This is a genomic window from Pseudomonas onubensis (genome assembly GCF_965653655.1).
In the GTDB taxonomy this organism is placed as follows: Bacteria; Pseudomonadota; Gammaproteobacteria; order Pseudomonadales; family Pseudomonadaceae; genus Aquipseudomonas.
Genome location: NZ_CBFHAZ010000006.1, coordinates 1 through 19,284 on the forward strand (window position 1 = coordinate 1; position 19,284 = coordinate 19,284).

Consider the following 19,284-nt stretch of genomic DNA (forward strand, 5'->3'; position numbering starts at 1 on the left):
GCGGTAGGTCATCTTGAACACCAGTGACTGATATACCGCATTCGCGAGCAAGCCCGCTCCCACATTGGATCTCTAGTGTTTGGCGGGCGCGATCCTGCCCTGAAATAGTGCGCAGCGGCATACGTCAAATGACGTATCCCGTTACGTCAGGCTGCGTATACCCGTGCTGGCTGCCTGCCGCCATGCTGAACCCCTCATTGCAGAGGAGTCGCCCCATGGCATCACGATTGATCCGCTCCACACCGCTGTTGGCCTTGTCATTACTGGCGGCCGCTCTGTTCAGCCAGGGCGTGCTGGCCGATAACGAAGGCCTGGCCGTGACCCCCACCGAAGTCACTGTCGGCCAGTTGCACTCGGCCACCGGCACCATGGCGATTTCCGAGACCGGCTCGATCCAGGCCGAGCGCCTGGCCATCGAGCAGATCAACGCCTCGGGCGGGATCCTGGGACGCCAGATCAAGGTGATCCAGGAAGACGGCGCCTCCGACTGGCCGACCTTCGCGGAAAAAGCCAAGAAGCTGCTGGTCAACGACAAGGTCGCCGCTGTATTCGGTTGCTGGACCTCGGCCTCACGCAAAGCCGTGTTGCCGATCTTCGAGAAAGAAAACGGCTTGCTCTATTACCCAACCTTCTACGAAGGCCTGGAACAGTCGAAAAACGTGATCTACACCGGCCAGGAAGCGACCCAGCAGATCCTCGCCAGCCTCGATTGGATCGCCAAGACCAAAGGCGCCAAGACGTTCTACCTGGTCGGCTCGGACTATATCTGGCCGCGCACCTCGATGAAGATCGCGCGCAAGCACATTGAAAACGTATTGCACGGCACTGTGGTTGGCGAAGACTACTACCCGCTGGGCAACACCCAATTTGGTTCGCTGATCAACAAGGTCAAGCTGAAGAAGCCTGACGTGGTCTTCGCCGCGGTCGTGGGCGGCTCCAACGTGGCGTTCTACAAACAGCTCAACGCGGCGGGTGTGAATTCATCCAAGCAAACCCTGCTGACACTGTCGGTCACCGAAGACGAACTGCTGGGCATTGGCGGCGAAAACATGGCTGGTTTCTATGCCTCGATGAAGTACTTCCAGAGCCTGGACAACCCCAACAACAAAGCCTTCGTTGCCGCCTTCAAGGCCAAATACGGCAAGGACGCGGTGATCGGCGACGTGACCCAGGCCGCCTACCTCGGGCCGTGGTTGTGGAAAGCGGCGGTGGAGAAGGCCGGCAGTTTCGACGTGGATAAAGTCGTCGCTGCAAGCCCTGGTATCGAGTTGAAAAACGCGCCGGAAGGCTACGTGAAGATCCACGAAAACCACCACCTGTGGAGCAAGTCGCGTATCGGTGAAGTGCAGCCTGATGGCCAGTTCAAGGTGATCTACGAGTCGGATCTGATCGAGCCGAACCCGTTCCCCAAGGGCTATCAATAAGTTTCAGGCACACACAGATCCAACTGTGGGCACTGGCCTTGTGTGGGAGCTGGCTTGCCTGCGATGCAGGCGACTCGGTCTTGCAGCCAGACCGAGGTGATGCCATCGCAGGCAAGCCAGCTCCCACATAAATCAACAGCAGATTGCATTTCAACCTCCCGCTCAGGAGACCATCATCATGGAATGGCTATCGGAATTTGGGGCCATCGCGGCAATGCAGGGGTTCAACGGTTTGTCCGTGTTCTGCGTGCTGTTGCTGATGGCATTGGGGCTGGCGATCATCTTTGGTCAGATGGGCGTGATCAACATGGCCCACGGTGAGTTTTTGACCATTGGCGCCTACACCACCTACGTGTGTTCCAGCCTGACCGCGCATTTTGCGCCGAGCTTTCAACCCTATTACTTCTTCTTCGCCATCGCCCTGTCATTCCTGGTGGCCGGGGCCGTCGGCTGGCTGGTGGAGTGGGCGATGATCAGCCGCCTCTACAAACGCCCGCTGGACACTTTGCTGGCTACCTGGGGCTTGTCGCTGGTGATGCAACAAACCTTCCGCTCGGTGTTCGGCGCCCGTGAAGTCAGCGCCGAGCCGCCCGCGTGGTTGATGGGCTCGGTGAACTTCACCGATGCCATCGAAATTCCGCGTAACGGCTTGTTCATGATGGCCCTGACCTTGCTGCTGACCGCTGCGATATTTTTAATGCTGTACCGCTCGCGCTGGGGTTTGCAGGTACGCGCCACGGTGCAGAACCGCTTGATGAGCCGCGCAGTCGGCATCAACACGCGCAAGGTTGACCGCATGACCTTCGCCCTCGGCTGCGGCGTCGCGGGTGTGGCCGGTGCGGCCTTCACCACTATCGGTTCCACCGGGCCGACGGCGGGCTCGCAGTACATCGTCGACACCTTTTTGGTGGTGGTGTTCGGCGGCGCGCAAAGCCTGTTCGGCACCATCGCCTCGGCGTTTGTGATTGCCCAGACCCAATCGCTGTCGGAGTTTTTCCTTAGCGGCTCGATGGCCAAGGTGCTGACCTTGTCGTCGGTGATTCTGATCCTGATGCTGCGCCCGCAAGGGTTGTTCTCCATCAAAGTGCGCAAGTAGAGGCGAGCAGATGAAGGCTTTAGACAAGCTGCTGGGCGGCCAGCAAAACCTGATCGGCATTGTGCTGTTGGCGCTGCTGATAGTGGTGGTATTCCCCCTGACGCTCGATGCGTTTCGCCTGAATATGGTCGGCAAGTACCTGACTTACGCGTTCGTCGCGGTCGGGCTGGTGCTGTGCTGGGGTTATGGCGGCATTCTCAGTTTGGGCCAAGGCGTGTTTTTCGGGGTTGGCGGCTACTGCATGGCGATGTTTCTCAAGCTTGAAGCGTCTGACCCCGAGAGCACTAAAATCCAGTCCACACCGGGCATTCCGGATTTTATGGACTGGAACCAGATCACCGAACTGCCCTGGCTGTGGCAGCCGTTCCACAGCTTCAGCTTTACCCTGGTGGCGGTGATTGCGGTGCCGGTACTGCTGGCGTTCGTGATCGGCATGGCGCTGTTCAAGCGGCGTGTGGGCGATGTGTATTTCTCCATCGTCACCCAGGCGATTGCGCTGATCCTTACGGTGCTGATCGTCGGCCAGCAAGGGCTCACCGGCGGCGTCAACGGCATCACCGACCTCAAGACCCTGCTCGGCTGGGACCTGCGTACCGACAGCGCGAAGCTGATTTTGTACTTCATCAATGCCGGTTTGCTGTTTGGCTGCATTTTTATCGGTCGGTTTATCCTCGCCTCCAAGCTCGGCCGGTTGCTGATGGCCATGCGCGACAAGGAAGAGCGTGTGCGTTTTTCCGGCTATGACGTGGCCAGTTTCAAGATCTTTGTGTTTTGCGTGGCGGCTGCGTTTTCGGCGATTGGTGGGGCGATGTTTGCCTTGCAGGTGGGCTTTATGTCCCCTTCGTTTGTGGGCATCGTGCCGTCGATCGAGATGGTGATTTTTGCGGCAGTCGGCGGGCGCATGTCGCTGCTCGGCGCGGTGTATGGCGCGCTGCTGGTGAACTACGGCAAGACCTACTTTTCCGAGTCTTTCCCGGAGTTGTGGCTGTACCTGATGGGCGGGCTGTTTATTGCGGTGGTCATGTACTTTCCCAATGGGTTGGCCGGCTTGTGGGAAAGCCATGGGCGCCAGGCTTTGGCGAGGCTACTACGACGCAAACCCGTCTTGAAAACCCAGGCCAAACCTAAAACCCTGGAGACCCAGCCATGACTGCCGTCGGCTTTGAAATGAAAAAACCGGTGCTGGCCATCGAAGGCCTCACCGTGTCGTTCGACGGCTTCAAGGCGGTCGACAACCTTAACCTGTATATCGACCGCAATGAGGTGCGCGTGGTAATCGGCCCCAACGGCGCCGGCAAGACCACGGTGCTCGACCTGATCTGCGGCAAGACCCGCGCCACCAGCGGCAGCATCCAGTTCGATGGCCAGGAACTGACCAGGATGCGCGAGTACAACATCGTGCGCGCAGGTGTGGGGCGCAAGTTCCAGAACCCGTCGATCTACGAAAACCTCACGGTGTTCGAGAACCTCGAGATGTCGTACCCGGCGGGGCGCAAGGTCTGGGGTGCGCTGTTTTTCAAGCGTAGCGCCCAGGTGGTTGCGCGGGTGGAAGAAGTCGCCAGGGAGATCTTCCTCGGCGACTTGCTGCAACAACAGGCCGACCTGTTGTCCCACGGGCAAAAGCAGTGGCTGGAAATCGGCATGCTGTTGATGCAAGACCCCGAGTTGCTGATGCTCGACGAGCCGGTGGCGGGCATGAGCGTCAATGAGCGCGCGCAAACCGCCGAATTGCTCAAGCGCATCAGCCAGGGCCGTTCGGTACTGGTGATCGAGCACGACATGGAGTTCGTCAAAAGCATCGCCCACAAAGTCACGGTGCTGCACCAGGGCAAGGTGCTGGCCGAGGGCAGCATGGAGTCGGTGCAAAGCAACCCTAAAGTCATCGAAGTGTATTTGGGCCACTGAGGAATCCGGCATGTTCAAGATCGACCAGTTGTCCTGCGGCTATGGCCAGAGCCAGATTCTTCATGACTTGGACCTCAACGTGGCCAAGCGCGAAATCGTTGCGGTGATGGGGCGCAATGGCATGGGCAAGACCACCTTGTTCAAGAGCCTGATGGGGATTTTGCCGCAGTGGAAAGGCCAGGTCAGTGTGGACGGGCACGACGTCTCGGCGCTGGAAACCCATGAGCGGGTGGAGCGTGGCATTGCCTACGTGCCACAAGGGCGGATGATTTTCCCGAGCATGACCGTGCTGGAAAATATCCAGACCGGCTTGCCTGCATCCGCGCGCGGCAAGGTGCCGGAGGATTTGTATGCGCTGTTTCCGGTGCTGCATGACATGCAGTCACGCAAGGGCGGCAACCTTTCCGGCGGCCAGCAACAGCAGTTGGCAATTGCCCGGGCGTTGGCGACCAACCCCAAGGTGTTGTTGCTCGATGAGCCGACCGAGGGCATCCAACCTTCAATTATCAAGGACATTGCGCGCACGCTGAAGGAGATTCGCAACCTGCGGGATTTGACCATTGTGGTGTCCGAGCAAGTGCTGTCGTTTACCCTGGAAATTGCCGACCGGTTTCTGGTGATCGAGAAGGGCCGCTTCGTGATCGAAGAAACCCGCGACCGGGTGAATGAGGCGACTATCAGCCGCTACCTGTCCGTCTGAACAACACAGTCCAAATGTGGGAGCGGGCTTGCTCGCGAATGCGGTGTATCAGTTAAAGATAAATTAACTGACCTACCGCATTCGTGAGCAAGCCCGCTCCCACAGTTGTTTTGTGTCTGCCTTGAAAATCTCATACGTCATCCAACGTATTCCCCGTTTTACCTGGCTCGTCGAGACTGGTTTCAACGCTTCACACCATCCGTCCAGGAGCCAGCCCATGACCGAAACGCTGATCAAAGTCGACCTCAACCAACCTGTCACCGAAAACGAGCAGATCCATAACCGCTGGCACCCGGATATCCCGATGGCCTGTTGGGTCAAGCCCGGCGACGACTTCATCCTGGAAACCTATGATTGGACCGCCGGCGCGATCAAGAACAACGACGACGCCAGTGACGTGCGCGATGTGGACCTGTCCACCGTGCATTACCTGTCTGGCCCGGTGGGCGTGCACGGTGCCGAACCGGGCGACTTGCTGGTGGTGGATTTGCTCGATATCGGCGCCAAGGCCGAATCGCAGTGGGGCTTTAACGGGTTTTTCTCACGCCAGAACGGCGGTGGTTTTCTCACCGATCACTTTCCCAGCGCACAAAAAGCCATCTGGGATTTCAAGGGCATGTTCACCCGTTCGCGGCATATCCCAGGGGTTAATTTCGCCGGCTTGATCCACCCAGGGTTGATCGGCTGCCTGCCCGACCCGGTGATGCTTGCCGACTGGAACCGCCGCGAACAGGAACTGATCGACACCAACCCCACACGCGTGCCACCGCTGGCCAACGCGCCGCTGGCCGCGACCGCGCACATGGGCAAACTCAAGGGTCAGGCCCGCGACGACGCCGCCGCCACTGGCGCGCGCACCGTGCCGCCGCGTGAGCATGGCGGTAACTGCGACATCAAGGATTTGTCCCGTGGCTCGAAGATCTTTTTTCCGGTCTACGTCAACGGCGCCGGGTTGTCGGTAGGCGATTTGCACTTCAGCCAGGGCGACGGCGAAATCACCTTTTGCGGCGCCATCGAAATGGCCGGCTGGGTGCATATGAAGGTCGAGCTGATCAAGGGCGGCATGGCCAAATACGGGATCAAGAACCCGGTGTTCAAGCCGAGCCCGATCACGCCGAACTACAAGAACTACCTGATCTTCGAAGGCATCTCGGTGGACGAGCAGGGCCAGCAGCACTACCTGGATGTCAACGTCGCTTACCGCCAGGCATGCCTGAACGCGATCAACTACCTGACCAAGTTCGGCTATTCGCCCGCCCAGGGTTATGCGTTGCTCGGTTCGGCACCGGTGCAGGGGCATATCAGCGGCGTGGTGGACATTCCAAACGCCTGCGCCACCTTGTGGCTGCCGACGGAAATCTTCGAATTCGATATCAACCCCAACGCCAACGGCCCAACCAAGTTTCTTGACGGCAGTATCGACCTGCCCATCGCCCCGGACCTGTAGCCATGCCGACCTACGAATACGCCTGCCAGACGTGCGGCACCTTTACAATGCTGCGTCCGATCGCGCAGCGCAACGAGCCCAGCCAGTGTCCGCACTGCGACGGGCCGGGCGGGCAACTCAGGGTATCGGCTCCGGCGCTGCAAACGCTGTCAGCCAACCAGCGCAAGGCCATCGCCGGCAACGAACGCAGCGCCCATGCGCCGCAGACCGTCGGTGAATATCAGCAGAGCCGCCGGCATCCGGCGGGGTGCAGTTGTTGTGGCAGCAGCAAACAAGTCGAGCCGAGCAAGGCCAACCCCTTGGGGCTCAAAACCAAGACCGGGCCACGGCCGTGGATGATCAGCCACTAGATCAGGAGTGTTGTTATGCGTCATGGCGATATTTCCAGCAGCCCCGACACCGTCGGTGTCGCGGTGGTCAACTACAAAATGCCGCGCCTGCACAGCAAGGCCGATGTGATCGAGAACGCCAAAAAGATTGCCGAGATTATCGTGGGCATGAAGCAGGGCCTGCCGGGCATGGACCTGGTGGTGTTCCCGGAATACAGCACCATGGGCATCATGTACGACCACGACGAGATGATGGCGACTGCCGCGAGTATTCCCGGCGAGGAGACCGTGATTTTCTCCAGCGCCTGCCGCCAGGCGAACACTTGGGGCGTGTTTTCCCTCACGGGTGAGCGGCACGAAGAACATCCACACAAGGCGCCGTACAACACGCTGGTGTTGATCAACAACCTTGGTGAAATCGTGCAGCGCTATCGCAAGTGCATTCCCTGGTGCCCCATCGAGGGTTGGTATCCCGGCGACCGCACCTATGTGTGTGACGGGCCGAAAGGCATGAAGGTCAGCCTGATCATTTGCGATGACGGCAACTACCCGGAGATCTGGCGCGATTGCGCGATGAAGGGCGCCGAGTTGATCGTGCGCTGCCAGGGCTATATGTACCCGGCCAAGGAGCAGCAGGTGCAGATGTCCAAGAGCATGGCCTGGGCCAATAACTGCTATGTGGCCGTGGCGAATGCCGCAGGCTTTGACGGGGTGTATTCGTACTTTGGTCACTCGGCGATCATCGGCTTTGATGGGCGCACATTGGGCGAGTGTGGCGAAGAAGAAATGGGCATCCAGTACGCGCAATTGTCGGTTTCGCAGATCCGCGATGCACGCGCCAATGACCAGTCGCAGAACCATCTGTTCAAGTTGCTGCATCGCGGCTACACCGGTATGCATGCTTCGGGAGATGGCGACAAAGGCGTGGCGGACTGCCCGTTCGAGTTCTACCGCACCTGGGTGCTGGACGCGCAAAAGGCCCAGGAGTATGTCGAGGCATTTACCCGCAGTACCGTTGGTGTCGCCGAATGCCCGGTGGGGCAGTTGCCCAATGGTGGCAAACAAAAGACAGCGGACTAAACCTGGCGAAACACACCCTCTGTGGCGAGGGAGCTTGCTCCCGCTGGGCTGCGCAGCAGCCCCAAAATCTAAGGAGCGCTGCGCAGCGGCCCCAAAATCCAAGGAGCGCTGCGCACTGGAGCGCCAGCCCGATCCAGCGCGAGCAAGCGCCCTCGCCACAGGTTATTCACTGTCCTTTTGATTAGAGGGTGAGGCATGCGTTTTACCTTTGAACCGGCCCAGGTCATGGCCTTGCTGCGCAGCCGTATCGTCGGCCAGGACGCAGCCTTGGCCCAGGTGGAAGGGCTGCTGAAAGTGGTCAAGGCCGATATCGGTGAGCGCGATCGGCCGCTGAGTGTCAACCTGTTCATGGGGCCGACCGGTGTCGGCAAAACCGAAATCGTGCGCCTGCTGGCCCAGGCGCTGCACGGTCGGGCTGACGGGTTTTGCCGCATCGATATGCACACGCTGGCCCAGGAGCATTACGCCGCCGCACTCACCGGCGCGCCACCGGGGTATGTGGGCAGCAAAGAAGGTATCAGCCTGTTCAACAGCGAGTTGATCCAGGGCACCTACAGTCGTCCCGGCATTGTGCTGTTCGATGAATTGGAGAAAGCCAGCCAGGAGGTGGTGCGCAGCTTGCTGGGTATTCTCGAAAACGGCCAACTGACCCTGGCCGGAGGCACGCGAACGTTGGACTTTCGCAACAGCCTGATCTTCATGACCAGCAATGTCGGCGCGCAACAGGCGCGTCGGCATCGCCAACGGTTTGGCCAGGGCTGGCGGCGCTGGATACGCGCCTTGGTGCGGGGTGAGGCAGCAGTGCTGGAAGAGGCGCTGCACGCGCACTTCGAGCCGGAGTTTCTCAATCGCATTGACCGCATCTTGATGTTCGAACCCATCGACACTCAGTGGCTTAACGCGCTGCTGGAGGTGGAGCTGGGCAAGCTCAACCAGCGCTTGGCAGCGCAACAGCGGTCATTGCATGTGGATGCGCAGGCGAGGGCGTGGCTGTGTCGTCGGCACGATGTGCGCTTTGGTGCGCGGGCGCTGGGCCGACGCCTGCGGGTAGAACTGGAACCGGCGATTGCTGAATGCCTGCTGCGCGAACCTGCCGTGCAAGCAATGCGCGTGACCCTGCGCGGCGAGCAGTTGGAGGTTTCAGCGCAATAGCTTGCGGATTATAAAAACATCGCTAATATGATCCGGGTAAAACAAATAACATCCGGGTAATAATCCGTGCCTACGCAAAACCTACCGCTGTGCACTGCCTTTGTCCGTCACCAACGCGTTGCCGCCGGCGCCTATTCCCAGGTGGCCGAAGCGCTGGCGGGGCTTGACCTGCCCACCGGCAGTTTCCTGGTCTTCGACGATGCCACCGGCACGCAGGTCGACTATCCGTGGCCTGCGGGGTATGCGCCTGTGCAAGCGGCACCGGCCCAAGTCGATGCAGCGCAGCCTGCAGTGCCCGCGGTCGGGCGCCCCAAGCTGGGCGTGGTTGCGCGGGAAGTTACGCTGCTGCCGCGCCACTGGGAGTGGCTGGCCCAACAACGGGGCGGCGCTTCGGCGGCATTACGCCGGTTGGTGGACGAAGCGCGCAATGTTCACGCTGCCCATGATCAAATGCGCCAGGCCAAAGAAGCCAGCTATCGTTTCATGAGCGCCATCGGCGGTGACCTGCCAGGGTTTGAAGACGCGTCACGGGCGCTGTTTGCGCAAGAAGGGGCTGACTTTTCCCATAAAATCGCGCATTGGCCGGTGGACGTGCAGACGTACCTGGCCTGGCTGTCACGCAATGCCTTTACTGCATAACAATAATTCAAGGATTCAAACCAGCATGGACGTCACCCCAAAGCGGCCGTTGTGGCAGATCTACCTGATGTTTCTGGCGCCCATGGTGCTGTCCAACTTCCTGCAAAGCTTTTCCGGCACCCTCAACGGCATCTATGTCGGGCAGATGCTCGGCACCCAGGCGCTGGCGGCGGTGTCGGGGATGTTCCCCATCGTGTTTTTCTTTATTGCGTTGGTGATCGGCCTCGGGGCGGGCGCTTCGGTGTTGATCGGCCAGGCCTGGGGCGCCCAGGAAACCGCGATGGTCAAGGTGATCACCGGTGCCACCCTGACACTTGGGGCGCTGGTGGGTTTGATCGCGGCGGTGCTGGGCAGCCTGTTCGCGCGCCCGGCGTTGCAGGCGTTGGGTACGCCAATCGATGTACTCGACGACGCGGTGGGCTATGCCCAGATGATGATGTTGATCATGCCGTTGCTGCTGGTGTTTATCCTCTACACCCAGCTGTTGCGGGGTGTGAGCGATACGGTTTCGCCGTTGCTGGCGTTGATGGTTTCGACGCTGGTCGGCCTGCTGCTGACCCCGGCGCTGATTCGCGGCTGGATCGGCTTGCCACCCATGGGAATCCAGAGTGCGGTGTATGCGGGCTTGGTGGGCAACGCGGCGGCCATGCTGTTTCTGATTTTGCGTCTGCGCCATAAAAACCATGTGATGGCGCCGGACCGTGAACTGCTCGCGGCCTTGCGCCTGGACCGGGCGATCCTCGGCAAAGTCCTGCGCATCGGCTTGCCAACCGGTTTGCAGATGGTGGTGTTGTCGCTGTCGGAGCTGGTGATTCTGGCACTGGTCAACGGTCATGGCTCACAAGCCACGGCCGCCTATGGCGCGGTGACGCAGATCGTCAATTACGTGCAGTTCCCGGCGCTGTCGATTGCGATCACAGCCTCGATCCTCGGTGCCCAGGCAATCGGTGCCGGGCGCCTGGAGCGTATCGGGCCGATCCTGCGCACCGGGCTTATGATCAACCTGTGCCTCACCGGTGGCCTGATCCTGTTGGGTTACCTGCTGTCCCACTGGTTGCTGGGTTTGTTCATCACCGACGACGCGGCGCGGCTCAATGCCGAGCACCTGCTGCATATCATGCTGTGGAGCATCCTGGTGTTCGGGTTCCAGGCGGTGATCGGCGGGATCATGCGCGCCAGCGGCGTGGTGCTGATGCCGGTGGTGATTTCGATCTTCTGTGTGCTGTGTGTTGAACTGCCGATGGCGTATCTGTTCAACGCGCACTTCGGCCTGGAAGGCGTGTGGATGGCATTCCCGGTCACCTACCTGGCGATGCTGGTGTTGCAGAGCGCCTATTACCGCTTGGTGTGGCGCCACAAGCAGATCAAGCGGCTGGTGTGACAGGTTGCTTTAGACCTTGCAGTAACAGTTCCAGCGCCTGCAAACCTTCTTGCAGGCGCAGGTTCGGTTGGTCATCGCGGGCGATCCACAGCGCCGTGTTGATCAGGCTGCCATTGATCAACTGAGCCAGCGCGACGCTGGGGGCTTGTGCCATCACACCGGCCTGCATCATCACCTCCAGCAACTGGCGCAGGGATTCCACGCACTGTTGCTGTGAGCCGGTATCACCGAGTACGGCCGGCGCATCTTGCAACACAATGCGTCGGATCTCGCCCTCCTGGGCCATGCGCAAATAGGCGCGGCAGCGTTCACAAAAGCCGCTCCAAGGGTCTCGCGCCTGGTCGCTGATGCGCTGCAGATGCGCATCCATCTGCGCGTCGAGCTCGGCGACCACCGCCGCCAACAAGCCTTTCTTGTCGACGAAGTGGTGGTACAACGCACCGCGGGTGAGGCCGGCGCGCGCGGTAAAATCATCCATCGAGGTGTTGGCGTAGCCTTGTGTGGCGAAGGCTTGGCGAGCGCTGGCGATCAGCCGGGCGCGGGTGGCGTCGATCATTTCGGTACGGGCTCGGCTCATGGGTAAGGCTCGCGTTAGCTCAGTGAGTGATTGACATACGGTGCGTATGTTACGCATGCTTTGTAACATACGCACCGTATGTATTTTGCCTTGATACCTGCAAATCGCAAGGTTGAGGCGCTGAGGAAGAGGTTGAGCAGGATGGCAAATCCCTACGCCGAGTTATTCCAGGCCCCAGGCAGCCGGGCTTTTGTACTGGCGGGCATGCTGGCGCGCATGCCGATCTCGATGACCGGTATCGGCCTGATCACCATGCTCTCGCAAGTGCATGGCGGCTATGGCCTGGCAGGCGCGGTGGCAGCGGTGTTTGCGTTGGCGACGGCATTCTGCACGCCGCAGGTGTCGCGCCTGGTGGACCGCTACAGCCAAGGCCGGGTGCTGCCGCTAGCGGCGCTGATCGGCGGCGGGGCGTTATTGCTGTTGTTGCTGTGCACACGTTTGCAGGCGCCGAACTGGATGTTGTTTGTGTGTGCCGCACTGGCTGGTTGCATGCCGAACATGTCGGCCATGGTGCGGGCGCGCTGGACCGAGTTGTACCGCGGCCAGCCCAGGCTGCAAACCGCGTTTGCCCTGGAGTCGGTGCTCGATGAGGTGTGTTTCATCATCGGCCCGCCGATTTCGGTAGGGCTGAGCGTGGTGCTGTTCCCGGAAGCAGGGCCATTGGTGGCAGCGCTGCTGTTGGCGGTTGGCGTCACCACGTTTGTGTTGCAGCGCGCGACAGAACCGCCGGTGCATGCGCAGCAAGACCAGCACGGCCGCTGGTTGATCGCCTCATCGTCGGTACTGATCCTGATGATCCTGCTGCTCGCCATGGGCGTGATCGTGGGGGTGGTGGATGTGGTCAGCGTGGCCTTCGCCCAACACCAGGGCCAACCGGCAGCGGCCAGTATCGTGTTGTCGGTGTACGCCATCGGCTCGTGCCTGGCGGGTTTGGCCTTTGGCACGCTGAAGCTGAAGGCTTCATTGCCACGACAGTTTCTGTTTTGCGGCGTAGCCACCGCGTTGACCACCTTACCGCTACTGCTGGTGACCAATATCCCCGGGCTGGCGGCGGCGATTTTTATCTCCGGGCTGTTCTTTGCCCCAACGTTGATCGTCTCCATGGCTTTGGTGGAGCAAGTGGTGCCGCCCAGCCGCCTGACTGAAGGGATGACCTGGCTGATCACCGGCCTGAGCATCGGCGTGGCCATTGGTGCGGCCAGCTCTGGTTGGATGATCGACCACTTTGGCGCGACCAGCGGGTTCTGGGTGGCATTGGCGGCGGGTGCGGTGGTATTGGGTTCGGCGGTGCTGGGTTATCGGCGGCTGGGGTGAGGTTTACACCTTATATCGCGCGCTGCTGCGGTGCCATTCGTTATTGCCAGCCAGCCAGGCCCGCACGCCATCCAGGAAGCGTTTTAGTGCCGGTGAGGCGTGCTTGAGCAGTTCGTGCTCTTTGGTTTTGTATCGCTGGATTATTTTGTTGTGAATGTCGGCGGTCAACCACAGCCCTTCCTGTAAGGAGCAATTCTGTTCGCGTGCCAGCAACCACGGGAGTTTGAAGTCGCTGGCTTCAGACACGTTTTCCTTAGGCCCGGAGTACACGTCATTGGCGATGATGGTTGCACTCGCCGCGAGGGTCACAGCCTCTCGTACCGGCGTTGAGAAATAAGTGTCGGTGTCGAGTTCATAACCGCCAATAACATCAATCAATGCGATACAGGGTAAAAAGCTGTTGACCTGCCGATGCGCCAGGTACTCCCAGACTGGCGGCAGGCTCTGTTCGATGCGCCAAGTGGCCTCTGCGCTCATGCTTACAAACATGGCAACGGTTTCCAGGCGGACTCGGGCGGATTGCGAGGGCGTACCGAAGCGATTCAGATGCTTCATATACCCTTGTAAACCTCGAAGTACTGGATCGCCTTCCAGCGCCTGCTGCAGCGCGAGGTCATAGGGTGCATTGAGGTAGGCCTTATCCAAAGTCGTCAGCGCCAGGCTCAAGCGAGAACCTAGCAGGCGGGGGTTGGAACCACTTTGTTCGTCATCGCAATACTGGTCGTCCAGTGCAAATAAAGCGGCGAAGCATTTAGCTGCCAGCATCAGGTGTTCCGGGGTCTGAGCGTCAGGGTGGCACAGCATCGCAAAGCGTCCGTAATTCTCTGCCTGCATTTTTTCCAGCTTGCCGTCGAAAATCCCCACCCCCTTGACCCATGCCAGTAACCGCTGATTGATTTGATTACCCAATTGTTCATCCACCTGCGCGGGTGATGGGTAATCGAGCGGGGGAATTTCAAAGGAGGCCGAGTTGTTTTTTGAGTGATTCATTATTGCTGCTCCTGCACTAGAGACTGTCGGTTGGTGGCATGATCAAGGAAGATGCGTGCAGTAGTTGCTCCAGCTGATTATGCGGGGTGGCTGGGCCGTAGCGGGTTTGAACATACGCATCCAGTAAGCGAATGAAGTCTTGAGCGATACCGGCGCCTTTGAGCGTCAAAACCTTTTCGCCATCGATAAACACCGGCGCCGAGGGGTGTTCTCCGGCACCTGGCAATGAAATGCCGATATCCGCCAGCCGGCTTTCGCCCGGGCCGTTGACGACGCAGCCCATGACCGCAACCTGCATGCGCTCAACGCCGGGGTAGCGCGTGCGCCATACTGGCGTTTGTTCTCGCAGGTACGCTTCGATCTGTTGCGCCAATGCCTGGAAGAACGAACTGGTGGTGCGCCCACACCCGGGGCACGCAACCACCTGTGGGGTAAACGCGCGCAAGCCCATGGTTTGCAGGATTTGCTGGGCCACCTGGACTTCTTTGGCGCGCTCACCGCCGGGCTTCGGGGTGAGGGAAATACGCAGGGTGTCGCCAATGCCTTCTTGCAACAGCACAGCAAGAGCCGCCGTTGATGCGACGATGCCTTTGGAACCCATGCCTGCTTCGGTCAGCCCCAGGTGCAGGGGATAATCACAGCGTACCGCCAGGTTGCGATACACAGCGATCAAGTCCTGTACCTGGCTGACCTTGGCCGACAACACGATATGATCGGCCGACAACCCGACCTCGATCGCCCGGTTGGCATAGTCCAGCGCCGACACCACCAGGGCTTCGCGCATGACCGTATCGCTTGTCAGTGGCACGGGCAGGGCGGCATTGGCGTCCATCATGCGCGCCAACAAGTCCGGGTCGAGACTGCCCCAGTTGACCCCGATGCGTACCGGCTTGCCATGGCGACAGGCGATTTCGATCATCTGGCAGAACTGTTCATCGCGTCGCGCGCCTTTACCGACATTGCCGGGGTTGATGCGGTACTTGGCCAGTGCCTGTGCACACGCAGGGTAGGCCGCCAGCAAGCGATGGCCATTGAAGTGAAAATCGCCCACCAGCGGTACATCAATGCCATGGCGGTCCAACAGATCGCGGATGTTCGCAACCTGGGCGGCCGCCTCGTGGCCATTGACGGTGATACGTACCAGTTCCGCGCCGGAGCGCGCCAGGCTTTCCACCTGGGCGGCGGTAGCCTGGGCGTCGGCGGTGTCAGTATTGGTCATGGCCTGGACCACAATAGGCGCGTCGCTGCCCAGGCAAAGAGCGCCGATTTTCACTTGGCGGGTAACACGACGTGAGGTGGGAATGTTCATGACCATGCCTCCTGCGGGCTATTGCCGGGCAATCAACCCGGCCGGGGGACGAAACAGCACCTGTTCTTCGAGGCCCGGCAAGGTCTGGATGTGCAGCGGGGCAATCCGCGCCAATGCCGCGATAACGTCCTGTACCGAGGCGTCCGGGGTCGAGGCACCTGCACTGATGCCCACGGTCATTTGTGGTGTAAACCAGCGACTGTCCACCTCGCTACCGTCGGCCACCAAGTGGCTGGGCTTGCCGCTGTGGTTGGCCACCGAGCATAACGTCATGGCGTTGGCGCTATGGGCGTTGCCGACCACCAGCAACACATCGACCAGGGGGCACAGTTCACGCACGGCCTGCTGGCGGTTCTGCACGGCGTAGCAAATGTCGCGGTCGTCTGGCCCGACAATATGCGGGTAGCGCTGCTTCAGGGCGTCGACCACGTGGCGGGTGTGATCGACACTCAGGGTGGTCTGGGTAAGGTAGGCCAGTGGGGTTTCGCAAGGAAACACCAGGGCCTGCACCTGCTCGATGGTCTGGATCAGGGTGATCGGCGCGTCTACCTGGCCCTGAATGCCAATGACCTCAGGATGGCCGGGCTCGCCGATCAGGATCAACTGATAACCTTTTGCGGCGTATTGACGCCCATGGTTATGCACCTTGGTTACCAGCGGGCACGTGGCATCAAGCACGTGAAGTTGACGCTTGCGCGCCTGTTGCTCGACAGCCCGTGCGACCCCGTGGGCGCTGAAAATAGTCACCGCGCCCAGCGGTGCCTGCTCCAGATCGTCGACGAAAACTGCGCCCCGGTCCTGCAGCGTCTGAACCACATGGCGGTTATGCACAATCTCATGACGCACGTAGACCGGTGCGCCGTAGAGTGCCAAGGCCTGTTCAACCGTGTCTATTGCACGTACCACCCCGGCACAGAAACCCCGTGGTTGAGCGAGGATAACGTTCATGCCGGTGCGCTCACCGGGAAGGCTGTGGTGTCGCTGAGCGACGGGCACCCCAACTGGTATTCATCGGCGAATCGCTGGAGGGATCGGACGATGCCCATGGCGTCCAGCCCGTAATTGCGCAAGAGCTGTTCAGGCGTACCGTGCTCAATAAACTGATCGGGCAGGCCCAGCTGCAGCAGTGGAGGGTGCAGGTTCTGGCTGGACAGGTATTCCAGGCAGGCCGATCCGGCACCGCCCATGATGCACCCTTCTTCAATGGTGACCAGCCAATCATGCTGGCGCGCCAGCGTCTGGATCAGGTCGCGGTCCAGCGGTTTGATAAAACGCATGTTGGCTACCGTGGCGTCGAGCAGTTCAGCGGCTTCCAGGGCTTTTTGTGTCATGGCGCCAAAGGCCAGGATGGCGATGCGATTTCCTCGGACCTGGCTACAGGTGCGGCGGATCTCGCCTTTACCAAGCGGTAGTTCGGTGAGTGCGGACAAAGGTGCCACGCCGCTGCCCGAACCCCTTGGATAACGTACTGCACAAGGGCCGGGTTGTTGCACCGCGGTGTGCAGCATCTGCCGACATTCTTGCTCGTCGGCCGGCGCCATCAGGGTCAGGTGGGGGATGCAGCGCAAATAGGCGATATCGAAGGCGCCCATGTGGGTTGCACCATCGGCTCCCACAATGCCGGCGCGGTCGATGGCAAACACCACAGGCAATTGCTGCAAGGCAATGTCATGGATCAGTTGGTCATAGCCCCGCTGCAGAAACGTTGAATAGATGGCCACCACCGGTTTCATGCCTTCGGCAGCGAGGCCGGCGGCAAAGGTCAACGCGTGCTGTTCAGCAATGCCGACATCGAAATAACGCTCGGTAAACTGTCGCTCGAATGCGACAAGGCCGCTGCCTTCGCGCATGGCCGGGGTAATCACGACGATGCGTGAGTCGCGCTCGGCTGCATCCGCCAGCCACTGGCCAAATACCTGGGTATACGTGGGCACAGTGGGGGCTGGTGCAAGAATGCCCTGCACCGGATTGAACTTGCCCGGCCCGTGATAGAGCACCGGGTCGGCAGCGGCCGGCGAGTAGCCATGACCTTTTTGCGTAACGATATGCAGCAGTTGTGGCCCACGGCAGTGTTTCATGCGGCGCAGGATGGACACCAACTCATCCAGGTCGTGCCCGTCGATTGGGCCGTTGTAACTCAAGCCCAGTGCCTTGAACAGATTGTTCTCATGGCAGCCATCGCGATTGGCGGTCAAGGCGCCCAGGTGCTCGCGCAGCATGCCCACCGAAGGGGAGATCGACATGTCATTATCATTAAGGATCACCAGAAGCGGCAGGTCGCGATACAAGCCCGCATTGTTCAGCGCCTCAAAGGCCATGCCGCCGCTCAAGGCACCGTCGCCGATCACGGCGATGCAATGGCGCGGGTGTGCCAGGTGTCGAGCCGCCAGGGCCATGCCCAGTGCGGCTGAAATCGATGTGCTCGAGTGCGCGGTCCCAAAGCAGTCGTAGCTTGATTCACAGCGGCGAGGAAATCCCGAAATCCCACCGAACTGACGAATACCGCCCATCTCCTCGCGCCGCCCGGTGAGAATCTTGTGGGCATAGGCCTGGTGCCCGACGTCCCAGACAATTCGGTCATCCGGGGTGTTGAACACGTAATGCAGGGCGACGGTCAACTCGACCGTGCCCAGGTTAGCCGAAAGATGGCCGCCTGTGGCACTCACACTGCCTAGGATGAACGCCCGTAGTTCATCCGCCAAAGGGCGTAGTGCAGCGGGGTGCAAGGTTCGCAGGCGGGCAGGGCTGTCGACGCTGCTGAGGAGATCGAACATGGCGGGGCTCCTTCGCGCTTCAGGGCATTATGACGCTGTCGGCGTAGTTGACGGCATGGGCGATAGAACGCTGTTGTGCTTCACTGTCAAACGACGTCGAGTCATAACGTGCGGTATCATTTTCCAGCCAGTGCTGATGTCCACTCAGCCAATACCTCAGGCCTTGGATATAGTGGTTAAGTGCAGGGCTTGCAGGGTCAAGAAGTTGCTCTGATAGTTTCGTGAAGCGCTCTATTTCAATACGCACTTTATTCGCGCTCAGCTCAATACCCTCTTGCAGCGAGTGCTGTTGACCCGCCAATAGCATAACGATGTTTGCGCTCTGCCCTGGTTGTTTAAGTTCACTGCTCACGCTAAAGATGTCATTGATCAAACTGACAATCGTATTGGCACTCTCTTTGAGTTGTCGTACCTGGGGGCAGAAACGCACCTCGCTCTCCAGCGGCGCTGCCGTAGCGCTGTCGAGCAGTGCAATACAGGGGACCACACCACTGCCGTGCCGACGGGCACATCCGTACTGGCGTAGCGCCATCCGCTCACCGTTCAAGCGCCCCAGGATCAGCAGCGCAGTGCTGGCGAACACCATGCGCGTACCATGGGCGAAATGCTCAAAGCGTTCTGCACCCACTTGCCCACGCAAACGCTGGCAGATATCGAGCAGGGCACGCTCGCCAAACCCCGGTTGGGCCTGGGTGTCGTTCAGGTCAAGCACGTCGATGACCGCGGTGATATGGTCGACAGTGCGCGGCGACAGATGCTTGGCCCAGTCAAACAACAAATCATCGACCAGGAACAACCAGGCGATGTAGTCGGCGATGGTTTTGAGTAAATCCAGTGGAGCGCGGGGATAGCAGCGTGCAGCCAGCCAACCGTAGCGAGCCTTGATCGTACGGGCGCGAAGTGCTTGGTTGGGGATCAGTTGGTAGTGTTCCACCCACTCAATGACGTGCTGTTCAACGGCCTGCGCATGGGGCGAGCAGGCATCAGGCCAACTAAAGGTGAAGACAGGCATGCATAAACTGTCGGGTTCGTTCATAGCAAGACTCCGAAGTGTCTTTGCCATTGGACGGTACTGCGGACCAACAACGATGGGTGGGAGAAAGTGTCAAGGAGAAGTTGTTTAATCTAGAGGTTTAAAAGCTTAATGCAAGGCGGTCATTTAGGTTT

18 protein-coding genes are annotated in these 19,284 nt (G+C 59.9%); 12 read left to right on the forward strand and 6 right to left on the reverse strand.

The features are described 5' to 3' along the window. The first annotated feature begins 215 nt into the window (after positions 1-215). The 11 genes from urtA (at position 216) to ACTD9P_RS03615 (ending at position 11,153) form a co-directional block, all read left to right on the forward strand. Positions 216-1,424 carry an urea ABC transporter substrate-binding protein gene (gene urtA, locus ACTD9P_RS03565; RefSeq protein ID WP_138815129.1) on the forward strand — a complete coding sequence of 403 codons (1,209 nt, stop codon included), beginning with the start codon at positions 216-218 and terminating at the stop codon, positions 1,422-1,424. 178 nt (positions 1,425-1,602) lie between these two features. Beyond that, positions 1,603-2,520: an urea ABC transporter permease subunit UrtB gene (urtB, locus tag ACTD9P_RS03570; protein WP_438866724.1), complete on the forward strand. Its 918-nt coding sequence runs from the start codon at positions 1,603-1,605 to the stop codon at positions 2,518-2,520. A gap of 10 nt (positions 2,521-2,530) precedes the next feature. After that, positions 2,531-3,670, forward strand: coding sequence for an urea ABC transporter permease subunit UrtC (gene urtC / locus ACTD9P_RS03575; protein ID WP_438866725.1), 1,140 nt, complete (start codon positions 2,531-2,533; stop codon positions 3,668-3,670). Next, positions 3,667-4,425, forward strand: a complete 759-nt coding sequence (gene urtD / locus ACTD9P_RS03580) for an urea ABC transporter ATP-binding protein UrtD (RefSeq protein ID WP_138815131.1) — start codon at positions 3,667-3,669, stop codon at positions 4,423-4,425. The genes urtC and urtD overlap by 4 nt, the downstream gene beginning before the upstream one ends. 10 nt (positions 4,426-4,435) lie before the next feature. Further along, positions 4,436-5,125, forward strand: coding sequence for an urea ABC transporter ATP-binding subunit UrtE (gene urtE, locus ACTD9P_RS03585; protein WP_438866726.1), 690 nt, complete (start codon positions 4,436-4,438; stop codon positions 5,123-5,125). Between the two features lie 217 nt (positions 5,126-5,342). Beyond that, positions 5,343-6,572, forward strand: a complete 1,230-nt coding sequence (fmdA, locus tag ACTD9P_RS03590; protein ID WP_438866727.1) for a formamidase — start codon at positions 5,343-5,345, stop codon at positions 6,570-6,572. 2 nt (positions 6,573-6,574) lie between these two features. Further along, positions 6,575-6,922: an FmdB family zinc ribbon protein gene (locus ACTD9P_RS03595; RefSeq protein ID WP_438866728.1), complete on the forward strand. Its 348-nt coding sequence runs from the start codon at positions 6,575-6,577 to the stop codon at positions 6,920-6,922. A gap of 15 nt (positions 6,923-6,937) precedes the next feature. Further along, positions 6,938-7,981, forward strand: a complete 1,044-nt coding sequence (locus ACTD9P_RS03600; RefSeq protein ID WP_438866729.1) for an aliphatic amidase — start codon at positions 6,938-6,940, stop codon at positions 7,979-7,981. 195 nt (positions 7,982-8,176) lie between these two features. Next, on the forward strand, positions 8,177-9,133 hold the full coding sequence (locus ACTD9P_RS03605; RefSeq protein ID WP_438866730.1) for an AAA family ATPase: 957 nt from the start codon (positions 8,177-8,179) through the stop codon (positions 9,131-9,133). Positions 9,134-9,199: 66 nt separating this feature from the next. Beyond that, positions 9,200-9,772 carry a DUF2239 family protein gene (locus ACTD9P_RS03610; protein ID WP_438866731.1) on the forward strand — a complete coding sequence of 191 codons (573 nt, stop codon included), beginning with the start codon at positions 9,200-9,202 and terminating at the stop codon, positions 9,770-9,772. 25 nt (positions 9,773-9,797) lie between these two features. Further along, positions 9,798-11,153: an MATE family efflux transporter gene (locus ACTD9P_RS03615; RefSeq protein ID WP_219267613.1), complete on the forward strand. Its 1,356-nt coding sequence runs from the start codon at positions 9,798-9,800 to the stop codon at positions 11,151-11,153. Here ACTD9P_RS03615 and ACTD9P_RS03620 read toward each other — a convergent pair. Then, complete coding sequence (locus tag ACTD9P_RS03620; RefSeq protein WP_438866732.1) at positions 11,137-11,730, reverse strand: TetR/AcrR family transcriptional regulator; 594 nt, start codon at positions 11,728-11,730, stop codon at positions 11,137-11,139. The genes ACTD9P_RS03615 and ACTD9P_RS03620 overlap by 17 nt on opposite strands. Before the next feature lie 141 nt (positions 11,731-11,871). Between ACTD9P_RS03620 and ACTD9P_RS03625 the strand changes: the two genes are divergently transcribed. Continuing rightward, positions 11,872-13,044 (forward strand): MFS transporter, encoded by a 1,173-nt coding sequence (locus tag ACTD9P_RS03625; RefSeq protein WP_438866733.1) that lies wholly within the window; start codon positions 11,872-11,874, stop codon positions 13,042-13,044. 3 nt (positions 13,045-13,047) lie between these two features. On the opposite strand, the gene ACTD9P_RS03630 is transcribed toward ACTD9P_RS03625, so the two are convergent. From ACTD9P_RS03630 to ACTD9P_RS03650, 5 genes are read right to left on the reverse strand one after another with little or no spacing between them, the layout of a single operon-like run. Continuing rightward, positions 13,048-14,034 (reverse strand): terpene synthase family protein, encoded by a 987-nt coding sequence (locus ACTD9P_RS03630; protein WP_438866734.1) that lies wholly within the window; start codon positions 14,032-14,034, stop codon positions 13,048-13,050. A gap of 16 nt (positions 14,035-14,050) precedes the next feature. Continuing rightward, positions 14,051-15,343 (reverse strand): flavodoxin-dependent (E)-4-hydroxy-3-methylbut-2-enyl-diphosphate synthase, encoded by a 1,293-nt coding sequence (ispG, locus tag ACTD9P_RS03635; protein WP_438866735.1) that lies wholly within the window; start codon positions 15,341-15,343, stop codon positions 14,051-14,053. A gap of 18 nt (positions 15,344-15,361) precedes the next feature. Beyond that, a complete protein-coding gene (gene ispH, locus ACTD9P_RS03640) occupies positions 15,362-16,291 on the reverse strand; it encodes a 4-hydroxy-3-methylbut-2-enyl diphosphate reductase (protein ID WP_438866736.1) in 930 nt (309 codons plus the stop codon). Further along, on the reverse strand, positions 16,288-18,117 hold the full coding sequence (dxs, locus tag ACTD9P_RS03645) for a 1-deoxy-D-xylulose-5-phosphate synthase (RefSeq protein WP_438866737.1): 1,830 nt from the start codon (positions 18,115-18,117) through the stop codon (positions 16,288-16,290). Before dxs ends, ispH begins: the two co-directional genes overlap by 4 nt. A gap of 19 nt (positions 18,118-18,136) precedes the next feature. Then, the gene (locus ACTD9P_RS03650) at positions 18,137-19,153 is read right to left on the reverse strand and encodes a terpene synthase family protein (protein WP_438866738.1); all 1,017 of its coding nucleotides are present in this window, start codon (positions 19,151-19,153) and stop codon (positions 18,137-18,139) included. Positions 19,154-19,284: the final 131 nt, after the last annotated feature.

Coding starts and splice junctions, on each gene's coding strand:
- urtA (WP_138815129.1), top strand. CDS start 216: ATGGCATCACGATTGATCCGCTCCACACCGCTGTTGGCCTTGTCATTA.
- urtB (WP_438866724.1), top strand. CDS start 1,603: ATGGAATGGCTATCGGAATTTGGGGCCATCGCGGCAATGCAGGGGTTC.
- urtC (WP_438866725.1), top strand. CDS start 2,531: ATGAAGGCTTTAGACAAGCTGCTGGGCGGCCAGCAAAACCTGATCGGC.
- urtD (WP_138815131.1), top strand. CDS start 3,667: ATGACTGCCGTCGGCTTTGAAATGAAAAAACCGGTGCTGGCCATCGAA.
- urtE (WP_438866726.1), top strand. CDS start 4,436: ATGTTCAAGATCGACCAGTTGTCCTGCGGCTATGGCCAGAGCCAGATT.
- fmdA (WP_438866727.1), top strand. CDS start 5,343: ATGACCGAAACGCTGATCAAAGTCGACCTCAACCAACCTGTCACCGAA.
- ACTD9P_RS03595 (WP_438866728.1), top strand. CDS start 6,575: ATGCCGACCTACGAATACGCCTGCCAGACGTGCGGCACCTTTACAATG.
- ACTD9P_RS03600 (WP_438866729.1), top strand. CDS start 6,938: ATGCGTCATGGCGATATTTCCAGCAGCCCCGACACCGTCGGTGTCGCG.
- ACTD9P_RS03605 (WP_438866730.1), top strand. CDS start 8,177: ATGCGTTTTACCTTTGAACCGGCCCAGGTCATGGCCTTGCTGCGCAGC.
- ACTD9P_RS03615 (WP_219267613.1), top strand. CDS start 9,798: ATGGACGTCACCCCAAAGCGGCCGTTGTGGCAGATCTACCTGATGTTT.
- ACTD9P_RS03620 (WP_438866732.1), bottom strand. CDS start 11,730: ATGAGCCGAGCCCGTACCGAAATGATCGACGCCACCCGCGCCCGGCTG.
- ACTD9P_RS03625 (WP_438866733.1), top strand. CDS start 11,872: ATGGCAAATCCCTACGCCGAGTTATTCCAGGCCCCAGGCAGCCGGGCT.
- ACTD9P_RS03630 (WP_438866734.1), bottom strand. CDS start 14,034: ATGAATCACTCAAAAAACAACTCGGCCTCCTTTGAAATTCCCCCGCTC.
- ispG (WP_438866735.1), bottom strand. CDS start 15,343: ATGAACATTCCCACCTCACGTCGTGTTACCCGCCAAGTGAAAATCGGC.
- ispH (WP_438866736.1), bottom strand. CDS start 16,291: ATGAACGTTATCCTCGCTCAACCACGGGGTTTCTGTGCCGGGGTGGTA.
- dxs (WP_438866737.1), bottom strand. CDS start 18,117: ATGTTCGATCTCCTCAGCAGCGTCGACAGCCCTGCCCGCCTGCGAACC.
- ACTD9P_RS03650 (WP_438866738.1), bottom strand. CDS start 19,153: ATGAACGAACCCGACAGTTTATGCATGCCTGTCTTCACCTTTAGTTGG.